This window comes from Kitasatospora sp. NPDC087271 (assembly GCF_044744605.1).
Taxonomy (GTDB): Bacteria; Actinomycetota; Actinomycetes; order Streptomycetales; family Streptomycetaceae; genus Kitasatospora.
Genome location: NZ_JBIUYQ010000003.1, coordinates 477,628 through 498,732, shown reverse-complemented (window position 1 = coordinate 498,732; position 21,105 = coordinate 477,628). Strand labels below are relative to the sequence as shown.

The 21,105-nt window shown below is 76.1% G+C and carries 9 protein-coding genes; all 9 read right to left on the bottom strand.

Annotated elements, in window-relative coordinates:
- Positions 1-89: 89 nt before the first annotated feature.
- Complete coding sequence (locus ACIO9K_RS08695) at positions 90-1,367, bottom strand: ATP-grasp domain-containing protein (RefSeq protein WP_363619751.1); 1,278 nt, start codon at positions 1,365-1,367, stop codon at positions 90-92.
- Positions 1,364-1,600, bottom strand: a complete 237-nt coding sequence (locus tag ACIO9K_RS08690) for an MbtH family protein (protein ID WP_363619753.1) — start codon at positions 1,598-1,600, stop codon at positions 1,364-1,366. Before ACIO9K_RS08690 ends, ACIO9K_RS08695 begins: the two co-directional genes overlap by 4 nt.
- Positions 1,597-2,331, bottom strand: a complete 735-nt coding sequence (locus tag ACIO9K_RS08685; RefSeq protein WP_363619755.1) for a DUF6875 domain-containing protein — start codon at positions 2,329-2,331, stop codon at positions 1,597-1,599. Before ACIO9K_RS08685 ends, ACIO9K_RS08690 begins: the two co-directional genes overlap by 4 nt.
- Entirely contained in the window at positions 2,328-4,193 is a 1,866-nt protein-coding gene (locus ACIO9K_RS08680; protein WP_400328023.1) for a non-ribosomal peptide synthetase, read from the bottom strand. The genes ACIO9K_RS08685 and ACIO9K_RS08680 overlap by 4 nt, the downstream gene beginning before the upstream one ends.
- Positions 4,190-5,596, bottom strand: coding sequence for a cytochrome P450 (locus ACIO9K_RS08675; RefSeq protein ID WP_400328021.1), 1,407 nt, complete (start codon positions 5,594-5,596; stop codon positions 4,190-4,192). The genes ACIO9K_RS08680 and ACIO9K_RS08675 overlap by 4 nt, the downstream gene beginning before the upstream one ends.
- A gap of 2 nt (positions 5,597-5,598) precedes the next feature.
- A complete protein-coding gene (locus ACIO9K_RS08670; RefSeq protein ID WP_400328019.1) occupies positions 5,599-6,498 on the bottom strand; it encodes a phytanoyl-CoA dioxygenase family protein in 900 nt (299 codons plus the stop codon).
- A 79-nt stretch (positions 6,499-6,577) separates the two neighbouring features.
- Positions 6,578-11,215, bottom strand: a complete 4,638-nt coding sequence (locus ACIO9K_RS08665) for an amino acid adenylation domain-containing protein (protein WP_400328017.1) — start codon at positions 11,213-11,215, stop codon at positions 6,578-6,580.
- Positions 11,212-14,190, bottom strand: a complete 2,979-nt coding sequence (locus tag ACIO9K_RS08660) for a type I polyketide synthase (RefSeq protein ID WP_400328015.1) — start codon at positions 14,188-14,190, stop codon at positions 11,212-11,214. The genes ACIO9K_RS08665 and ACIO9K_RS08660 overlap by 4 nt, the downstream gene beginning before the upstream one ends.
- Positions 14,187-20,663, bottom strand: coding sequence for an amino acid adenylation domain-containing protein (locus ACIO9K_RS08655; protein ID WP_400328013.1), 6,477 nt, complete (start codon positions 20,661-20,663; stop codon positions 14,187-14,189). Before ACIO9K_RS08655 ends, ACIO9K_RS08660 begins: the two co-directional genes overlap by 4 nt.
- Between the last annotated feature and the right edge of the window lie 442 nt (positions 20,664-21,105).

Sequence of the window (21,105 nt, the reverse complement as noted above, 5' to 3'; positions counted from 1 at the left end):
ATGAAGGACTGGGGGACACTGCGGGGCACCTGCTCTTCGACGCTCTCGGCGGGGCGCGCGCGGCCGGTCTGTGGTGGGGAACGTTCTCTTCACTGGGGTGCGAACTCCAGGTGGAATCTGTCATGGACGGACGTGACGAGCCGGAGCAGCTCGTCATGGGTGGCGACGGCGCCCCGGACGAACGCCAGGCGCTGTGCGGGGTGGCGCCAGTCGACGGGCTGCCCCGGGGCCGTCGCCACGTCGACCTCGCCGACGCCGGGGAGGGCCCGTACGGCGTCGGCGCCGTCGATCGCCCGGACGGTGCCGACCGTGCGCGGTGGCACGATGAAGTACTCGAAGGTCACCGCCGCCGGTCGGGGGGCCGTGACGGGCTCGACGCCGCGCTCCAGGGCCAGCTCGAAGGCGAGGGCGAGCAGATCGATGCCCAGCGCCCGGTCCAGCAGGCCCACGGCGCGCCCGCCGACGCGTCCGTTGACCTCGATGACGCGGGGGCCGTCCGGGGTGAGCTTCACCTCCGTGTGGGTCACCCCGGTCGTCACGCCGAGGGCCCGGACCGCGGCCGCGGCGAGCTCGGCGACGTCCTTCTCCACGGCGGGCGTGAGGGTGGCGGGCAGGAACAGTCCGGTCTCCCGCAGCGGGTCCGCCAGGGCGAACTTGCCGGTGACGCAGAGGGTCGTGACCTCCGCGTGCTGCACGACGGCCTCGACGGAGACGTAGTCCCCCCAGTCCGGTCCGGCCACCGCGGGGTCCCCGGGCAGGTACTTCTCCACGACGAAGTCGCGCGGGCCGCCGCCCGGGCCCGCCGGCCCGTCACCGGGCCCGGGGGCGAGGCCGACGTCGGCCAGGGCGCGCCGCTGCTGCTCGGGGTCCGCCAGCCGTACGGTGTCCTGGCTGCCCGCCCCGGTACGGGGTTTGAGCACCACGGGGTAGCCCAGGCGGGCCACGGCGGTGTCGACCTCGGCGGCGGAGCGCACCACGACGCTCGGGGTGTGGTCGACCCCCGCCGCCGCGAACGCCGCTCGTTGGTCGGCCTTGTCGGTGAGCAGCCGGACGGTGTCCGGCCGGTGGTAGGGCAGGCCGAGGGCCTGGGCCAGCCGCGCGGTGCCGGCGAGGCAGTACTCGCTGAAGGTGACGATGCCCGCGGGGCCGTGCTCGCGCAGCAGTTCGGCGGCGGGGGTGTCGTGTCCGCTGATCTCGCAGACCCGTGCCCGCCGGCGCATCCCCGCGAGCAGCGGCGCCACGCCCGGTACGGCCGGGTCGCAGACGAAGACCACGTCGCACAGGCCGCGGGCGGCGCCGAGGATCTCGGCCGGCCCCGCCGACCCCCTGCCGTAGACGACGGCGACCGTGGGAAGCGTGTCGGTCACGGGGACTCCGGGGAGCCGGCCGGGCCCGCGGGGGCCGGTGCGGCGGGGGCCGCCTCGCGCCGGGCGGACTTCGGGGTCATGTCGTCCCACTCCTCCTCGATCCTGCGCAGGCAGTCCTCGCGGGACGCCGGCTCGCCCACCGTCCGCCACCCCTGGGGGACGTCGTGGTAGGTGGGCCAGATCGAGTACTGCTCCTCGTGGTTGACGACGATGCGGTACTGGTCCTCGGTCACGGCGCGTCGTTCTCCTTTGCCTTCGGGGCGAGCTCGGGCAGGCCGTGACGTTCCACAGCGGTCACGTACAACTCGCGCAGGAGCGGGTCGCGTACGCGGCCCCGTTCGTAGTGGGCGCGGAAGTTCTGATCGTAAATCCTGAACCAGGCGCGGTGCTTGTACAAGAAGAGCACATCGTGGGGCGCCATCCGGCGGATCGCGAACAGGCCGACGGGGGCCACGGAGACGGGGAAGAGCGGGTTGCGCACGGCCCGTTCGTCGCAGTGCGGGTGGAACTGACCGACCATCAGCCCGTGGGCGACCGCGTTGTTCTTCAGGTCTTCGTACGCCTCGTCGAGGACCCGCCAGCCCTCCGGCCCGGTGGCCGGCAGCACCACGATGCGGCAGTCGAGGGAGGCTCCGGTGTGCGTACGGCTGCGCTCCGTGCCGAGGGCGAACGTGGACATCTCCGCCTCCAGGGCCTCGCGCAGCTGCCGCTCGTCCTTCCCGGTGACGTCGTAGCGGAAGCTGAACTGGGCGTCCTTGCCGCTGAGGGCGGGCGGGATGAAGGGGCAGACCGGCCCGGTGCGGCCGAGCTCGTCGTGGGGCCGGCTGATGTACTGGCGCAGCCAGGTGTGGACCTGGGCGAAGTCCCGGGCGTGCCGGGCGGGTGACTGGGGTTCGATCACCCGGATCCACAGGCCGTCCATTCTGGCCAGATCATTGTCCTGATCCTGCATCACCTGCGTCATGCGACGGTCTCCTGGGCTCGGTCGCCGGGGGGTGCCGGGGTGGCGCTCGGGGCGGTCAGCCGGCACAGATCGGCGTACGTGGGAGCGGCGTAGAGCTGGGCGAAGTCGAGGGTCGGTCCGAGCTGGGTGCGCACCTGTTCGACCAGGCGCATCAGCCCCAGGGAAGTGCCGCCGTCGGCGAAGAAGTCGGAGTCGGGCAGCGGGTGGTGCCCCGTCTGGGACTCCCAGGCCGCGGCGAGTGCGGGGTGGCCCGGGGCGGCGGTGTCGTGCGTCCGGGCGTCCGCGTCGTGCGTCCGAGGATTCGCGTCGTCCGCGTCGTGCGCGTCGTGCGTCCGGGCGTCCGCGAGACGGGCGAGGGCGGCGCGGTCCACCTTTCCGGTGGGCCCCAGCGGAAGGGCGTCGACCGCGATGATCCGCTCGGCCACCAGATGGCGCGGCGCCCGCTGCCACGCGCCCCGGCGCACCGCGTCGGTGTCGACGGACGCCGGCGTGAGGAAGGCGGTCAGGACGGCGCCGTCGGGACCGGTACCGGCGATGACCACGGCGTCGTCGACGGCGGGGTCGGCGGCGAGGACCGCCGCCGCCTCCGCCGGATCGGTGCGGAAGCCCCGGACCTTCACCTCGTCGTCGGCGCGCCCGAGGAAGTCCAGGGCGCCGTCGGGGAGGTGCCGTACGCGGTCACCGGTGCGGTACATGCGGGCACCGGGCCGCGCGGAGAAGGGGTCGGGCACGAACCGCGCGGCGGTCGCGGCGGGGTCGTGCAGGTAGCCGCGGGCGAGCCGGGGGCCGCCGAGGTAGAGCTCGCCCACCGCGCCCGGGGCGACGGGCCGCAGCCGTTCGTCGAGGACGTGGCACGTCGTTCCCGCGACGGCGGTGCCGATCGGGAACGCGGCGGAGTGCTCGCGGTCCCACGCGGAGGCGTCCCCCAGGGTGCTGAAGGTGGTGTTCTCGGTCGGGCCGTAGCCGTTGACCAGCCGGGTGGCGGGGTGGGCGGCGGTGAAGGAGCGCGCGGTGCCGGCCGGGACGGTGTCACCGCCGGTGACGAGGGTGCGCAGGGTGCCCAGCGCCGGACCGTGGTGGGTGGCCATGAGGCGGAAGAGCGGGGCCGTCAGCCAGGCCGTGGTGATCTGCGGCCGGGCCAGCAGGGCGGCCAGTTCGTGGAGTGCGAGGGGGTGGCGGTCCGCAGCCGTGATCCGGGCCCCGGCCAGCAGCGGGGACCAGATCTCGAACGTGGACGCGTCGAAGGCGAGGGTGGAGTGCAGGAGCACGCCGTCGCCGGGGCCCAGCCGCAGGGACTCCGCCCCGAGCGCCAGCCCGGTGACCCCCCGGTGGGTGACGCCCACGGCCTTGGGGGCTCCCGTGGTGCCGGAGGTGAACATGACGTAGGCCAGGGCGTCGGGGCCGGCCGGTGAGGACGGCACCGCCGTGGTGGTCCGCTCCGCGAGGAGGGAGGCGATGCCGTGCACGGGGATGCCCAGGTCCGCCACGGTCGCGCTGTCGGCGCTGCCACCGCTGTCACCGTCGTCGTCGGCGTGCAGGGCCAGGGACGCCCGGGCCGTGCCGGCCATGAGCCGGACGCGGTCCGCCGGGTACCGGGGGTCCACCGGCACGTAGCAGCCGCCCGCCATCAGGACGGCCAGCATGGCGAGGACGGTCCGGCGGTCACCGTGCCCGACGATCAGCACGGCGGTACCGGAGTCGACGCCCTTCGCCCGCAGCGACGCCGCCGCGGTGCGCGCCCGCGTCAGGAGCTCCCCGTAGCGGATCTCGCCGTACCGGTCGGCCAACGCCACGCGCTCGGGGAACGCTTCGGCGACGGCGGTGAAGCACTGCTCGATCCGGGCGTGCGGCGCGGTCGTCATCGTGCCCCCGAGGGGTGCTTGCGGGTGTCGCTGAGCCCGATGGTTGCGGTGCCGGTGCCGGTGCCGGTGCCGGTGTCGTTGGCGGTGTCGGGGTGCGGGGTGAACACGGCGCGCGGGCTGGGGTCCGGCGTCAGGGCGATGGCCGGTCGGAGCCCGGTCGCGGCCCGGTCGCCCAGCAGGGTGAACCGGCCGTGCGCGAGGATCGTCGCCGTGGCGAGCTGGGCCTCCAGCAGCGAGAACTGCCGCCCCAGGCACTGGTGGGGGCCCGCCCCGAAGGGGAAGTACTGCTGGACGGGCGGGCGCCGGCCCAGGAAGCGATCCGGGCGGAACTCCTCGGGTGCCTCCCACAGGGCCGGGGCGCGGTGGATGGCGTAGGTGCTGGCCAGGACGAGGTCGCCGGGCACCAGCCGTACGCCGGCCGCTTCGACGGGGGTGTCGATGCGGCGGAAGAGCGCCCACGCGGGCGGGTGCAGCCGCAGGGATTCCTCGACCACCGCCAGGGTGTACGGCAAGGTCCCCTGGGGGATCGACGGCGCGGCGCGCAGGGCGCCGAGGTCGGTGGAGCGGACCTCGTCGAGGGTGCGGGCGAGGGCCGGGGGCGAGCCGGCCAGGTTGTGGAAGGTCCAGGTGAGCAGGGTGCCCATGGTCTCCACGCCGGCCACGAAGATCGACATCAGTTCCTCGCGCAGCACGTCCTCGGGACGGTCGCCGAGCGTGTCCCCCCGCTGGTGCAGGGCGGCGACGAGCGACGGCAGGACCCCGTCGGCCGTGGCCGCCGCGGGTACCTGGGCCGCCCGGTGCGCGATGAACTCCTCCAGCACCGCCCTGTCCCGCGCGAACGCCTCGCCGTCCGCGTCGGTGACGGTCTGCGGGGCGAACAGCCGCCGGTCCAGGTAGTGGACGGCCGTGTCCACCGTCGAGGCCAGGGAGGCCAGTTCGGCGCCGGTCAGCTCCGGGTCCACGAGCCGGAGGATGATCTCGATGCTCAGCTGCTGGAGGGTGTGTCCGAGGTCGAACTCGCGGCCCGCCGCGGGCAGCAGCCGACGGCGCACGAAGTCCTCCGCGCTCTCCAGCACCAGGGTGTGCAGCTCCGCCACGGCCCGGGCCGAGAACATCGGGCGCAGCAGGGCGCGGCGATGGCGCCACTGCTCCCCGGAGGCGACCACGAACAGTCCGCTGCCCACCAGTTCGCGCAGCAGCCCGCGGTGGTTGCGGGTGCCGTGGGCGAGGGCCGCGGCGGCGACGGCGGGCTCCGCCGCGACGATCAGCCGCGTGCCGTCGTCCAGCGGGACGGCGCTGACCGTCCCCTCGTCGCGCAGCCGCGTCATCAGCCCCAGGGGGTCGCTGCCGAGCTCCTGGTCGAACTCCTCGTAGCCGACCGAACTCACGGTGATGCTCGCCATGGCTAGCCCCGCCCCTCGGCGGACGTCTCCGCGTCCTCCGCGAGCGTGATGATCTGCTGGGAGTGGTCGTTCATCGTCCAGCCCTCGGCGGTGCGCACCGAGGTGCGCTGCTGCTCCGTGTAGCCCCTGCCCCGGTCGTGGAAGTGCCAGGCGAACGGCGGGCGGAGCAGCCGGCGTTCGACCGGGGTCCACTCCTCGCCCGGGAGGTCCTCGGGCACGGGCGCGGGAGCGGTGTGCTGCACCATGCCCGCGGTGTAGCGGCAGAAGACGACCCGGCGTTCGAAGTCGGCGGCCCAGGGCCAGCTGCCGTGGGTGGCGGTGTCCGCGAAGAGGACCACCGAGCCGGCCCTGACCGGGACGCGGGAGACCCAGTCGCCGACCTTCTGCCAGGTCTGGAAGTCCTCCGGGATCTCGAAGGCCGACTTGTGGCTGCCGGGGACCACCGCGAAGCCGCCCTGGTCGGCGAGGGCGTCGGTGAGGCAGAACGCGACGATCAGGTGTCCGCCGTAGATCCGGCCGTCGCGGACCTGGTAGGTCAGCGGGGGGTACTCCCACGGGGTGTTCCCGTTGTGCAGGATCAGCGCTCCGGCGCCCTTGCGGGCGTAGAGCACCTGCCCCTCGTCGTAGCGCAGGTCGGGGCCGAGCACCTCCTCCAGGTGCGGCAGCACCTTCTCGTGGCTGATCAGGTCGCGCACCGGGCGCGGGGTGGTGTGGAGGGGGCCGGCGTTGGCGATGAACGGGTTGTACCGCTTGAGCAGCGGGTAGTCGAGCTTGTTCTCGCCGTCCCACAGGCCGTGGCCGTCGAGGGCGGCGTTGACGGAGGCGAGTTCCTGCGCGGAGAGGATGTCCTCCAGGACCAGGTAGCCGCGCAGGTCGAACAGGTACTTCTGCTCTTCGTCCATGACTTTTCCCCTTGTGTCGGAGAGCGGGCGGTTGGGGCGGGTAGGGCTGGGGTGCGTAGGGCTGTGGCGGGGCCGGGCCTCAGCCCTGGTCGGGTTCGAGCTCCGCCAGGGCCCGGGCGAGGTGCCCGCGCAGCTCGGCCTGCGGGAAGAGGCCGACGGCTCCGGTCAGGAGCACCGAACACCCTCCCGAGCGGGCCGGTTGCACGTGGAGGACGAGGTCGAGGTCCGCCCAGTGCTCGGGCACGGTGTCGTGGGGCGGGTCGTCCGGCACCACGGCCGGGTTCTCCTCCTGCCCGTGGACGACCAGCCCGGCCGCGCAGACCGGCGGCCGGAGCGCGGGGTCGACCGGATCGGCGAGCTCGGCGATGTGCAGCAGCGGCAGGTCGGCGTGGTCCAGGGCCGACAGCAGCGCCCGGTGGGCGTGGCCGGCCCCGGTGGCGCCGAGCACCACCGGCAGCAGGTCGACGGCGCGGCCGACGAGCGTTTCCTCGGTGGCCGCCGAGCGGTGGGAGACCGGCATGCCGATCACCGTGGACGTGCCGCCCGACATCCGGGAGACGATCCGGCCGAGCAGGTCGAGGAAGGCGGCCGTGGTGGTCGTGCCCGCCGTCCGGCCCGCCCGCTGGAGGCGCGCGTACGCGTCGGCGGGGAGGACCTTCCGCACCCCGTGGTTGCGGAAGGTCCTCGGGCCGGTGCGGCGCTCGGCGAACGGGTCCGGGGGGACCGGGCCCAGGCTGGTGCGCCAGTACCGCTCCAGTTCGGCGCGCCGGGCCGTGCGGCGGGAGGCCCTGGCGCGGGCGTAGTCGCTGTAGCGCGGGGCCGGCCGGGGCAGGTCGCGTCCGGCGAGCAGGGCGAGGAGCTCGTCGGCGAGGATGCCCACGGAGGCGCCGTCGCCCCGGTGGCGGGCCAGCCTCAGCAGCAGGTGCCGGACGGTGCCGTCCTCTCCGGTCAGCAGGACGACCTCCAGCCCCGGTGATCCTGCGGGCAGTGGCCGCTCGATCAGTGCGGTGTCCCAGTGGACCTGGGCGGGCGGGTCCGGCAGTGGGGCCACGGGGCAGGGCTGCCACGCGTCGTGCTGTCCCGTTCCGGCGGCCCCCGGTGTCGCCTCCGTCGTCCCGGGCACGGCCTGCGGGGCCGCCGGCCGCAGGGCCTCGTGCCGGGCGACCAGTGCGCGGACCGCCCGCTCCACGTCCCGCGGATCCACGGGGGCGTCGAGCCCGAGCAGCAGCGGAATCGGGGGAGCGGGGTGTCCGAGGGCCCGCTCCTGCTGGGCCACCAGGAGCTGTTCGGGTGTCTGGGAAGCGCCGGCTCCGGCGTCGGCGGGAGGCGGCGGTGCTGCTGCTGCGAGCAACGTCCTGACCTCGGTGGCGAGTTCGGCGGCCAGCGGATGCGTCAGGACGGTGCGCACGGGGACCTCCGCCCCGAGGCGGCGGCTCAGCGCGGAGGCGATCCGGGCCGCCCCCAGCGACGCCCCGCCGAGGTCGTAGAGGTGGTCGTCCAGGGTGGCCGACGGCCGGTCGAGCGCCGCCGCGAACGCCTCCACCACGGCGGCGGCCACCCGGTCGTGGGCGGCGGCGGGGCCCGCCGCCGTGCGCGCGGAGCGCACCATCGCCAGCAGCGCGCGGCGGTCCGCCTTGCCGTTGGCGGTCACCGGCAGCCGAGGGAGCACCCGGATCTCGCCGGGCACCATGTACGGCGGGAGGGTACGGGCCAGATGGGCGCGCACCGCCGCCGGGTCCGGGGCGGGCTCGCCGGTGACGAAGCCCACCAGGCGGCTGACGCGTTCCCCGACGACGACGGTGGCCGCCTCCCGCACCCCCGGCGCGTCCACGACGTGCCGGTCGACCTCCTCCAGCTCCACCCGGTGGCCGCGCACCTTGACCTGGTTGTCGCTGCGGCCGACGAACTGCACGCTCCCGTCGGCGTTCCACCGCACCCGGTCCCCGGTGCGGTACATCCGCGAGCCCGGGGGACCGGCCGGGTCGGGCAGGAACCGGGCCGCCGTCTCGGCCGGACGGCCCCGGTAGCCGCGCGCCACCCCGGTGCCGCCGATGTACAGCTCGCCGGTGACCCCGATGGGCACCGGACGCAGCGCGCCGTCGAGGACGTGCAGGCGCACGCCGGAGATGGGGTGGCCCACGGGCGCGGTGCCGCCCTCGGCCCCCGCCGCGCACCGGTACGACGTGGCGTCGATGCAGGTCTCGGACGGCCCGTACTGGTTGCGCAGTTCACCGCGGCCGACGCGCAGGTAGCGGTCGGCCTGCGCCGAGGGCAGCGCCTCCCCGCCGCAGAAGACGACCCGGGCCGGCAGCCGGCGCAGGTCCTCGTCGTCCAGGGCCGCGAGCAGGGACGGGACGACGTCGACCACGGTCGCGGAGTGCTCCAGGGCGGCCTCCACCAGGGCGGCCGGATGCGCCCCGAGGTCGACGCCGGGGAAGACCACGCCGGCCCCGGCGACCAGCGGTCCGAAGCACTGCCACAGCGACGGGTCGAAGACCAGGGGAATGGTCTGGAGCACCCGGTCGGGGGCGGCGAGGCCGATCGCCTCGCGGCGCCAGGCGAGCTCGTTGGCCAGCGCCCCCAGCGGCACCGGGACGCACTTGGGCGTACCGGTCGTGCCGGAGGTGAACACCGCGTAGGCAAGGTCCTGCGGGCCCGTGCGGGCCACGGGCGGCACCGCCGCCCCGGTGGCCGGGAGCTCGCGCGCGCCCCCTCGGGGGAGCCGGATCGTCCGGAGTGCCCTCCCCGGCGCGCCGCCGTCGGCACGGTCTTCGTCGGCATGCTCCCCGTCGGCATCGTGTGCGGGGGCGTCGGCCGTGCGGACGAGGAAGTCCGCCCGGGCGCTGCGCAGCAGGGCGCGGCGGCGTTCCACGGGGTCGTCGGGGCGCAGCGCGATGATCCAGCCGCCGAGCCGCCAGACCGCCAGGGCCAGCGCCGGGTAGTCGGCGCCCGCCGGTACGTCCAGGGCCACCGCCGAGCCGGGGCCGACCCCGGCCAGGGCGAGGTGGGCCGCCGCGCGCTCGGTACGCTCGTGCAGCGCCCGGTAGGTGAGGTGACCGCCGGCGGTGTCCCAGACGGCGAAGGCCTCGGGGGTGCGCCGCGCCCAGTCCGCGAAGGCGTCGTAGGGCAGGCGGGCCCCGGCCGCGGGCGGCGCCGTGGAGGCGGCCGCGATGGTCTCGCGCTCGGCCGGGTCGCGTGCGTCGAGCGCGGCCAGCGGCGCGTCGGGGGCGGCGAGCACGGAGGCGAGGCAGCGTCCGTAGGCCCGCCCGAGCCGGGCGAGGGCCGCGTCGGTGTAGTGCTGCGGGGAGCCGGTCAGCCGGACGGCGGCGGTGTCGGCGTGTTCCGTGAGCTGCACGGTCAGCGCGCCCTGGTCGCCCTGGACGCGCACCGGCAGGGGGGTGACCGTGAGGGGGCCGGCCGGGCGCGGCCGGTTGTCCTCGTGGGTCAGGACGAAGGCGGCGGCGGGTACGGGCACGGCGGTGTCGTCGGAGGTCAGGGGGAGGGTCGGGTGTCGGGAACCGGTCAGGAGCTGCTCGCCGGTCCGCCGGGCCAGCGCGGCGAAGCCCAGCGCGGGGGGCAGGGGCAAGGCGAGGGGCATCGCGGAGACGAAGGCGCCCACGGTGAGGTCGTAGCGCTCCGCCGCCCGGTTGGCGGTGGGAACGCTCACGGAGGCCGTCCGGGCGCCGGTGACCGCGCTCCAGGTGGCCGCGAACGCGGCGAGCCACACCGCGTGCGCCGTGCAGGCGTACCGCCGGGCGAACGCGTGGACCTGCCGGGTGAGGTCCGGGGGCAGCGCCAGCTCGGCGTGCGGCATCCGGGCGGCCTGCTGCGAGGCGGTCTGCTGTGTGGCGGCCTGTTCCGCGGTGGCCTGCTGCGGGGCGGCCTGTTCCGCGGTGGCCTGCTCCGTGGCGGCCTGCTGCGTGGCGGTCGGGTCGACGGCGAAGGGGAGTTCGGCCCCGTCGTCGGCGCTGCCGCTGGAGCGGGCCCAGTGGGCGGCGTGGGCGGCCAGCGCGGCCCGCCCGTCCGGCGACTGCTCCCAGTGGACGTAGTCGAGGTGCTGGGCGGCCGGCGCGGGACGGGCGGAACCGGGGCCGCCCCCGGCGGCGTACGCGTCCAGCAGGTCGTCGATCAGCACCCCCAACGACCATCCGTCGCAGACGGCGTGGTGGAAGGTCAGGAGGAGGGTGTGCTGCTGCGGCCCCTGGGCCAGCAGGACGGCACGGACGTACGGGGGCCGGTCCAGGCGGAACGGGCGCGCCGCCTCGGCGTCGAGGGCCCGGTCCCGCTCCGGCGCTCCCGGGGGCACCGGCCGCACCTCCAGCGGGATGCGGGCGGGCAGGTCGAAGCGCTGCCGGGGCACCCCGTTCTCCTGGCCGAAACGGGTGCGCAGGGCCAGATGGCGCCCGGCGAGGGCGTCCAGGCACGCGCGGAGCCGGTCGATGTCGAGCGGGCCCGCGAGCTGGAGGGCCAGGGGCACGGTGTAGGCCGCCGACGCGGCGGGGGACGCCTGCTCGGCGAGCCACATCCGGTACTGGGTGACGGAGAGGGGGTGGCTGCCAGCCGCGGCCTCCGGGCGGGGCGCGAGCGCCGGTTCCGAATCCGCCGATGACGGTGCGGCAGCCGCCGGAGACGCGGCCGCGGGGCTGCGCCCCTGGAGCCGGGCGGCCAGTTCGGCGCGCTGCCCGGGGGTGAGCCGGTCGAGGGGTGAGGCGGTCATCCGAGCTCCTCCCCGGCCTCGTCGAGGATCTGCTGGGCGATCAACCGCTCGACCAGCGCGTACTGGAGCCCGATGGACCGGGCCCGCAGCAGCTCGCCGACGGGGACGTCGACGCCGAATCGGCGGCTCATCCCGCGCGCCAGCCGGGCCACGGTGAGCGAGTCACCGCCCAGCTGGAAGAAGTCGGCCGTGTCGGGCACGTCGGTCACCCCCAGCTGTTCGGCCCACAGGGCGCGGAGGATCGCGACGGGGGTGTCCGCGACGGGCTCGGCCGCGTCGGTGACGGGTGGTCCGGGCGGTGGTCCTGGCGGTGCTCCGGGCGCCGGGGCGGCCGACACCGGGTGGCGCGGGCCGTGGAACGGATAGGTCGGCAGGGGGACGGAGCGCCCCGGGGCCTGGAGCGGGGAGAGGTCCAGGGGGAGGCCGGAGCACCACAGCCGGCCGATCGCCGCCAGCACCGGGCGGGCGGTGGCAGCGGCCGGGGCGTGCGACGGCGCGGCGGGGGCCGGCGGCGAGGAGCCCAGCAGCGGGATCGCGGGCAGCCCGGCGGCTTCCGCGAAGCCGCTCAGCACCCGGCCGGGCCCGACCTCGACCGCGACGGCGTCGGGGAACTTCGCCCGGGCCGTCGCCAGCGCGTCCGCGAAGCGCACCGGCCGGCGGGCGGCCCGGGCGAAGTGGCCGGGGTCGGTGAGCGAGCCCTCGGGCAGCAGTTGCCCCTCCGTGTTCTCGATCCACGCCAGGGCGGCGGGGCGCACCTCATCGGCCGCCGGTGTGCCCCGCAGCGCGTCGGCCGCCGGTTCGATCAGCGGGGAGTGGAAGGCACGGGACGACCGCAGCACCTTGGCCGCGTACCGGCCGCCGATCCGCTCCCGGAAGGCCGCCACCGCCCCGGGGGACCCGGCGAGCACGGTGCTCGTGGCGGCGTTGACCGCCGCGACGCTCAGCTCGGCGCCGGTCTCGGCCAGCAGGGCCCGGGCCTCGGCCTCGCCGCAGGCCAGCGAGACCATCGCGCCCGGGGCGCAGTCCTGCATCAGCAGGGCCCGGCGTGCCACGAGACGGGCCGCGGCGTCGAGGGCGAGCGCGCCGGCCAGGGTCGCCGCCGTGATCTCCCCCAGGCTGTGCCCGAGCAGCGCGCAGGGGACCAGGCCCAGGGCGAGCAGCGCCGTCCCGGCGGCGTACTCGACGGCGAAGAGCGCGGGCTGGGCGAGCGCCGTCCGGGCGAGGCGTTCGGCGGGGAAGGCGGCGTCGTGCAGCGCCTCGTCCACCTCGCGGGCGAGCCCGGGGGAGAAGGCGGCCAGGCAGGCGTCCAGCGCGTCGGCGAACGGGGGCAGGGCGGCGGCGAAGGGCGCCGCCATGCCGGGGAACTGCGTCCCCTGCCCCGGGAAGAGCAGCAGCGCCGGGGCGGGGTGCGCCGCGGGCTCCGGTGTCGCCTCGGCCGGGGCCCGCAGCGCCGCCACGACCTCGGCCACGTTCGCGCCCACTGCCGAGGAGCGGTAGGGGAGTTCCGCCCGCCGGGTGAGGGTCCGGCCGACGTCCTCCAGCGAGGGGGCGGCTTCGGCGTCCTCCAGGTGCGCGGCGAGCCGCTCCCGCATGCGGGTGAGGGCCCGCGGGTCCTTCGCGGAGAGCACCACCAGCCGTTCCCGCCCGGACGGCGGGGCGGGCGGCGCGGCGGCCGGCTCCGGAGGCTGCTCCACCACCATGTGCACGTTGGTCCCGCCCACGCCGAACGAGCTCACCGCGGCCCGGCGCGGCTGCGGGCCCCGCCACGGCCCGGCCTCGGTGGGCAGGGACAGCGGCGAGTCCTCCAGCTCCAGCAGCGGATTGGCCCGGCTCAGCCCGGGAATCGCGGGCACGTACCCGTGCCGGAGCACCAGCAGCGCCTTCACCAGCCCGGCGAGCCCGGCGGCGGCGTCGAGGTGGCCGATGGTCGCCTTGAGCGCGCCGACCGGGATGCTGCCGGGAGCGGCACCCAGCGATCGGTACACCGAGGAGGCGGCGGACCACTCGATGGGGTCGCCGACGCGGGTGCCGGTGCCGTGGCTCTCCAGGTAGCCGACGGACGCGGCGTCGACGTCGGCGGCGGCGAGCGCGGCGCGGATCGCCTGCTCCTGGCCCGCCGCCGACGGCGCGAGGAAGCCCGCCTTGGCGGTGCCGTCGTTGTTGACGGCGGAGCCCAGCAGCACTCCGTGCAGGGGGAGCGGGCCGTCCGCCACGTCCTCGTAGCGGCGCAGCACGACGCCCAGCGCCCCCGAGCCGCCGAGGGTGCCGTCCGCCGAGGCGTCGAAGGGGCGGCAGTGCCCGCTGAGCGACATCACTCCGCCGGCCATGGGCAGGTGCCCCGCCTGGGGGGCGTTGGCCGACGCGGCGAGCACCAGGGCCTGGTCGCACTCCCCGTTGTTCAGCGCCTGGACGGCCAGGTGGGCCGCGACGAGCGAGGAGGAGCAGGCCGTGAGGACGGTGAGCGCGGGCCCGGTCAGCCCCAGTTTGTAGGCGATGCGCGTCGCGAGGAAATCGCGTTCGTTGACGAGGAGCGCCTCCTCGAACTCCGGGGGCGCCAGCGAGCCGGAGGCCAGGAGCGCCCGCAGGTGACCGCTGCCGCTGGCGGCCGCGTACACCGCCGTCCGCAGACCGTCGCCGGCCGTGACGCTGTGGCCGGCGTCCTCCAGGGCGGCCCAGGCGCACTCCAGCAGCAGGCGGTGCTGCGGGTCCGTCAGCCCGGCCTCGCGGGGGCTGACGCCGAAGAACGCGTGGTCGAAGCGGTCGGGATCGTCGAGCGACCCGTGGACGGGGACGTAGGCCGGATCGTCGGCGAGGGACGCGGGGACGCCGCGGGCCGACAGCTCCTCCCGGCTCAGGCGCCGGGTCAGCACCCGCCCGTCGCGCAGGGCCTGCCACAGCTGTGCCACATCGGCCGCTCCGGGGAAGCGCCCCGTCATGCCGGTGACGGCGATGTCGAGGGAACGGTCGCGGTTCATCGGTCGGCCTCCTGGGCACGGCGGTCGCGGAGCGTACGGGCCGCGTCGCCGCGTCGGCGACGGGACGACCCGGCTGAGGGCGGTGGTTCCGTCCCGGGGGCGGGCGGCGGGTCCGTTTTCGCGCGGGCCAGCCGGGCCGCGAGGTCGGCGACGGTGCTGTGGCGGAAGAGGTCGAGGATCGGCAGCCGGACGCCGGTGTGCCGGTGCAAGGCCTCCTGGAGCGCCGGCACCAGCAGCGAATGCCCCCCGAGGTCGAAGAAGTTGACGTCGCCGGGAACCTCGACGACGCCCAGGACCTCCCGCCACGCCGCGGTGACCGCCGCGTGCCCGGGCGACACGTCCCCGGCGGGCCGGGCGAGCGCCGAGGCCCGGCGCCGGGCCGCCTCCTGCTCCAGGGCCCCCCGGTCGACCTTGCCGTTGGGGGTGAGGGGCAGCCGCTCCAGCGCGTGGACCACGGCGGGGACCATGAACTCCGGCAGCAGCTCGGCGACTTCGCGCCGGATGGCCTCCGGCCGCCCGCCGCCGGTGACGAAGCCGACGAGGCGCGCGCCGCCGTCGGCGACCACGGCCGCCTCCCGGACGCCCTCGGCGCCGCGCAGCGCCGCCTCCACCTCGGCGGGCTGCACCCGGTGGCCACGGACCTTGATCTGGTGGTCCAGCCGGCCGACGAAGGCGAGCGCCTCCGGCCCCTGCCACCGCACCCGGTCGCCCGTGCGGTACATCCGGGCCCCCGGCTCGCCGCTGAACGGGTCGGGCAGGAAGGCGCCGGCCGTCTCGGCGGGCCGGCCGACGTACCCCCGGCCCACCCCCGCGCCGCCGACGTACAGTTCGCCGTCGACCCCCGGGGGGACGGGCCGCAGGGCGTGGTCCAGGACGTAGAGGCGGTACCCCGGCACCGGGCCGCCGATGTCGACGGCCTCCGGCCCGTGGTAACGGCGGTAGCTCGCCCAGACGGTGGCCTCGGTGGGCCCGTACTCGTTGACCAGCGCCACCCCGGGCAGGACGGCGAAGTGGCGCCGCAGCAGCTCGTCCGGGAGCGGCTCCCCGGCCGTGACGACCTCGCGCAGGCTCCGCACCGCGTCGGGGCCGGCCCGGTCGGCGGCGGTGAGCAGCAGGGCGTGGAGCGAGGGCACGCACAGCAGCCGGGTGACCTGGTGCCGGGCGATCAGGGCGACCAGGGCCTCGGGGTCGCGGACCTCGTCGTCGCTCGCGACGACCAGGTGGCCACCGGCCGACAGCGTTCCCCAGATCCCGGCCGCGGCCGAGTCGAACGCCGCGGGCGAGAGCAGCAGGAAGACCGGCCGCCCCGGATAGACGGTGCGGCGGGCGGCCGTGGAGGCGGCCAGCGTGCCGTGCTCGATCACCACGCCCTTGGGCCGCCCGGTCGTCCCGGAGGTGTAGATGACGTACGCGGGATCGTGCGGTCCGGGCGGGAGGGGGACGGCGGGCTCGGCGCTCCGGTCGGCCGCCGGCCCGGGTGTCGGCTCGGCACTCCGGTCGGCCGCCGGCCCGGCCGTCGGCGCGGCACTCCGGTCGGCCGCCGGCCCGGCCGTCGGGCGCAGGGGGACCACGGGGACCAGCGGGACCAGCGGCAGCCCGAAGGACGCCGCCCGCCCGGCCATGGCCGCGTCGGCGACGACGGCGCAGGCCCCGCAGTCGGTCAGGCACGCCGTCATGCGGGAGTCGGGGTGCCGGGGATCGAGCGGGACGTACGCGGCACCGGCGAAGTGCACACCGAGCAGCGCGGTCATCTGGCCCGCGGACCGCTCGGTCAGCACCGCCACCCGGGCGCCCCGGCCCGCGCCCCGGGCCGTCAGCCGGGCGGCGAGGTCCAGGGCGTCGGCCCGCAGCCGCCCGTACGTGAGCTGCTCGCCCCCGGCGACCACGGCGGTCCGCTCCGGTGCCTCCCGGGCGATCCGGGCGATGAGCTCGCTCACCGGGACCACCGGCGCGAACGGCTCCGGGCCCCGCCCCCACTCCAGGGGGAGGCGCCCCGGGTCCAGCGCCACGGGGAGCGCGGCCGGTGCGGAGGGCTCGGCCGCCAGCGCGAGCAGCGCCCCGCGGATCCGCTCGGCCAGCTGCCAGGCCTGGTCCGTGGTCCACCGGTCGGTGCGGTGGAGCACGTCCAGCCGGGCGCCGTCAGGGGTCTCCCGGAGCAGGATCTCGACGTCGTACTTCGCGATGGCCGCCGGGATCTCCACCGGGCGGGCGCGGACGCCGGGCGGCGCGGCCGTCGCCGGGGCCGGCTGCTCATGGTCGACCAGCACCTGGAACAGGGGGGCCTGCCCCGGACCGGCCCGCAGACCGAGCTCCCGGACGAGTTCGTCGAAGGGGTGCGCGCGGTGTGCGTGCGCCCGCAGGAGGGCCGCGTGCGCCTGGGCGACCGCCTCGCCGGCGGTGCCGCCGGGGCGGGGGCGCAGCCGTACCGGGACGGGGTTGACGAAGAGGCCGACGGCCTCGTTGAAGCCGGGCGGTCGGACGTCCATGGTGGTACCGACGAGGACGTCGCCCGCCGCGCCGTACCGGTCGGCCGTCACCGCGAACGCCGACAGGACGAGGACGAGGGCAGTGGTGCGATGCGTACGCGCCGCCTCGGCCACGCGCTGCCACTGCGCCGCATCCAGCGGGACGCCGACCGTCGCCGCGGTGCGCCGGTGCGGGCCCGGCCGGGGCCCGCCGAGGGCGACCGGCGAGTGGGCGGAGACGCCGGCGAGCTCCTCGGCCCAGAAGCGGCGCAGCCGTTCGGCCTCGGCGGGCGACGGTCCGGGGACGGCGCCCGCCGGGGCGGGCGGGAGCGCCGGGCCGCCGGCCAGCCGGCTCAGCAGCTGCTCGGTGATCAGCTCCGTGGAGCGGCGGTCGAGCACGAGGTGGTGGCCGACGAAGACCAGCACGTGGTCCCCGGGGCCGGTCCTGAGCACCCGCAGCTCGACCAAGGGCTCCTCGAACAGGTCGAAGGGCCGGTGGGCCACGCGCCGCAGGTGCTCCGCCAGGGCGTGCCCGGGCACGTCCCGCACGCTCACGGTGAACGCCGTCAGGGGCCACTGCCCGCGCCCGGGGGCCACGTCGTCGTCGATGACCCGCAGCCGAGTCTCGGGGTGGGCGGTGAGCACGTCGTGCCAGGCCGCCTCCAGGCGCCCGGGATCCAGCGGACCGCTCAGCCGCAGCGCCCAGTACACGGTGAACTCATGGCTGTCCGGCTCCGCCCGGTGCAGCAGCCACAGCCGCCGCTGGGCGGCCGACAGACCGGCGGGCGCAGCCGTGGACGGGCCCTCCTCGCCGCCGGCGGGCGCGGCCCGCGCGATCAGGTGCCGCAACCCTTCCGGTGTCGGGTCGCCGAAGAACGAGGCGAGGTCGACGCGCACCCCGCACTCCTGGTTGACCTCGGCGACGAGCCGGGCCGCGTCCAGTGAACTCCCGCCGCAGGAGAAGAAGTTGTCCCCGTTCGAGGCGGGCGGGCGGCCGAGCGTCAGCGCCCAGAGCCGGACGACGGGGTCCGCGCCGCCATCCGGCGGCTGCACGGGCACGGGCACGGGCAGGGCACGCTCGTCGACCTTTCCGCTGAGCGTGAGCGGGAACGCGTCGACCACCTCGATGTGCGCGGGCACCGCGGCGGGCGCCAGCCGCCGGGCCGCGAGGCTGCGCAGTTCCCCCGGCACCGGAACCGGCCCGGGGCGGCGGGGGGTGACCCAGGCGAGGAGCCCCGCCGTCCCGATCGGACCCCGGCGTGCCACGTGGGCGTCCTGGACGCCCGGCGTGCCGCGCAGCACCTCCTCCACCTCGTACGGGTCGACCCGCTGGCCGCGCACCTTCAGCTGGTGGTCGGTCCGGCCGTGGTAGATCAGGTGTCCGTCGGAACCGAGGGTGACGCGGTCCCCCGTGCGGTACATCCGGGCGCCGGGTGCCGGGGCGAAGGGGTCCGGGAGGTAGCGCTCGGCCGTGAGCGCGGGGGCGTTGAGGTAGCCGCGGGTGACCAGCGGCCCCGCGAGGTACAGCTCGCCGCGGGAACCGACCGGCACGGGGCGGAGGTCGGCGCCCAGGACGTAGGCCGAGGTGCCGTCGAGGGGCCGGCCGATGCTGGGGGTCCCGTACTCGTCGAAACCGCACCACGTGGTCTGGATCGTGACCTCGGTCGGACCGTAGCCGTTGGATCCCCTGACACCCAGCTCGCGCAGCCTGCGCCAGGTCGTGGCGTCGACCGCCTCGCCCCCGAAGTCCAGCTCCAGGCCCGTGCGTTGGAACATCTCCTCCACGCCGAAGGGGCGCATGGCGGCGAACATCGACGGCGAGGTGCTGAGCAGGCGCACGTCGTTGCGCTCGACCCACTGCACCAGCGCCTGCGGATCGCGGTACGTGGCCTGGTCGGCCACCACCAGGCAGCTGCCCCGGAAGAGGTAGAGGAGCTGCTGGAAGAAGACGTCGAAGGAGACGGCGGCGGTGACGCCGACCCGGGCGGCCCCGGCTCCCGCCGGCTGCGCGTCGACGAGGACGGCGAGACCCCGGTGCTCGACCATGACGCCCTTGGGGCGGCCGGTGGTGCCCGAGGTGTGCAGGACGTACGCCAGATCGTGGGGGCGGGCGCCTTCGGCGTGCGCGTTCTCGGCGTCCGGGGCCTCGGTGTGCGCGTTCTCGGCGTCCGGGGCCTCGGTGTGCGCGTTCTCGTCGACGATCGTGAGCGAGGCGTCGAGCCGGTGGCGCGACGCGGGGTCGCACAGCACGAGACGGGTACCGGTGTCCGCCACGACGTAGGCGAGACGGGAGTCGGGCTGGGAGGGGTCGAGGGCGACGACGTGGGCCCGCACCCGCCACGCCGCCAGCACGGACGCGACCAGGGCGACGCCCCGCTCGCGCAGGACGCCCACCGCGGTGCCCGGGCCCGCGCCGTGGCGGCGCAGGGCGGCGGCGAGCCGGGCGACCTCGCGGTCCAGGCCGGCGAAGGTGAGGAGGTCGTCGCCGCACCGCACCGCCGGCCGCCGGGGCTGTGCGCGCACCCAGGCGTCGAACCGGTCCATGAGGGGCTGTGCGTGCTCCGACGGATCGGCCGGTGCGACGATCAGGGACGGCGTCGCCGCGCTCGTCGAGCGGGGCAGCGGTGCCCCCGGGTCGCGGGCGAGGGCGAGCAGGACCCGGCGGTAGACGGCGAGCAGTTCGGCGGCGGCCGCGTGGGTCGTGCCGCCGCGCACCCGGCGCGTCACCGTCACCGAGGCGTCGTCCGCCCGTAAGCAGAGGTCGAATTCGAGGTCGAAACGAGTGAGGCCGTTCGTCTCGCCGGGGTGCCCGGCCGGGGGAGCGGCTTCGGGAGCTTCAGGGGCTCCGGGGGTTTCAGTCGCTTCAGTCGCTCCGGGCGCTTCCGGTGCGCCTGCGACGGGTGTCGCCGCCGGCTCTCGCACCGCTTCCATCGCACGGACGGTGAGCCCGCCGAGTGCCGGCCCCGGGAGGGGGTCCCGCAGCTGGAAACTGACGGTGAGTCCGGGCGCCGCGGCGTCGAAGAGGTCCGCGCTCTCGTGGATCGGCTCGCGGGCGTGGGACAGCGCCTCGGCGACGGTCCGCCGCACACCCTCGCAGAGCTCGGTGCCGGAGGCTCCCGAGGGCCACCGCTGGCGCAGCGGGACCATCCGCGCGAAGCAGCCGACCAGCGACACGGTGGCCGGTGTCCGGGAGGCGAACGGTGTGGCGACCATGACGTCGGGGGCGTCGCCCTGCGTGGCGAACGCCGCGTAGAGGGCGGCGAGTCCCATGAGGTACGGGGTGACGCGCAGGCGGCGGGCCGCCGCGCGCACCGCGTCGGCCTCGGCCGGGGGCAGCGGGAGCACCAGGACGTCGGCTTCGGCCGTCCGGGGGCCCGGGGTGCGCGGCAGGGCCTCCGGCCACTGGGCGTCCGCCAGTTCGAGGGGCCAGAAGCGGGAGGGCTCCGCCGGCGCGGGCGGGTCGGATACCGCGGGCGGTGCCGGTGGCGGTGTGAAGGGGGGCCCGCCGCCGGTGCGTGCGTTGTACGCGGCACCGATGTCCGCCAGCACGTTCTCCAGCGACGCCCCGTCGCACGCGATGTGGTGCACCAGGAGGGAGAGCACATGGTGGTCCGGTCGGTGCCGGAACAGGTCGACGCGGACGGGGCAGTCTCGTCTCAGGTCGAACCGGTGGCGCCCGACGGGCGCCCAGGGCGTGGCGTCGACCGCCGCGGCCGTGTCCACCGCGGTCCATCGCGGCTGCGGCGCGCCGGGAACCCAGGAGGGCACGCCGTCCTCGTCGACGAGCCGGCGGGCGAACACGGGGTGCCGGGCGACGGTCTCCTCGACGGCGCCCTTCAGGGCCTGCTCGTCGAGCTGCCCGCGCAGTTCCCAGACGCGGTGGATGTTGAAGGACTCCGGCTGGTCCCGACAGGTGAGCCAGATACCGAACTCCGGGGCCGAGAGCGGGAATGCGAATTCGGCATCCGACGCCGGACCCGAATCCGAAACCAGGTCGCTCCTGTTCACTTCGGTTGCCCCTTCCGTACGTGCTGGCGGCACTCGGCCGGTGGTCCGAGCGCGGGGTGTCGAGAGGAAGAATGAAGCTGTGCGGCCATCCGGGCATGGGGCTCTGCAAACTCGAAGAGTTCGCCCGTGAGCGGGCGGATGCCGGCGACGGCGAATCGATAGGGGAACCGGGGGCGCGTACGTGAAGGTGCGGTCGGCGCCCTCGGGGATCGGTGCCCCGGGTCGGACCTCCGGCATGCCGGGGTCCGTTCACGAAACGAGTCTGTATGTACCCTGGGAATTTTTCAAGAACGAGCAAACGGAATGTCTCATTCTCGAAGGTGCGGGGAAGGCGACTTTCTGGACATAGGGCTGCGCCCGCCTCTCCCGACACCGGATCCAGTGTTTCCGCCGACGCTCCTGCCGTCCTGGGACCCGCGCAAGAGCGCACTTTGGGGCGAAT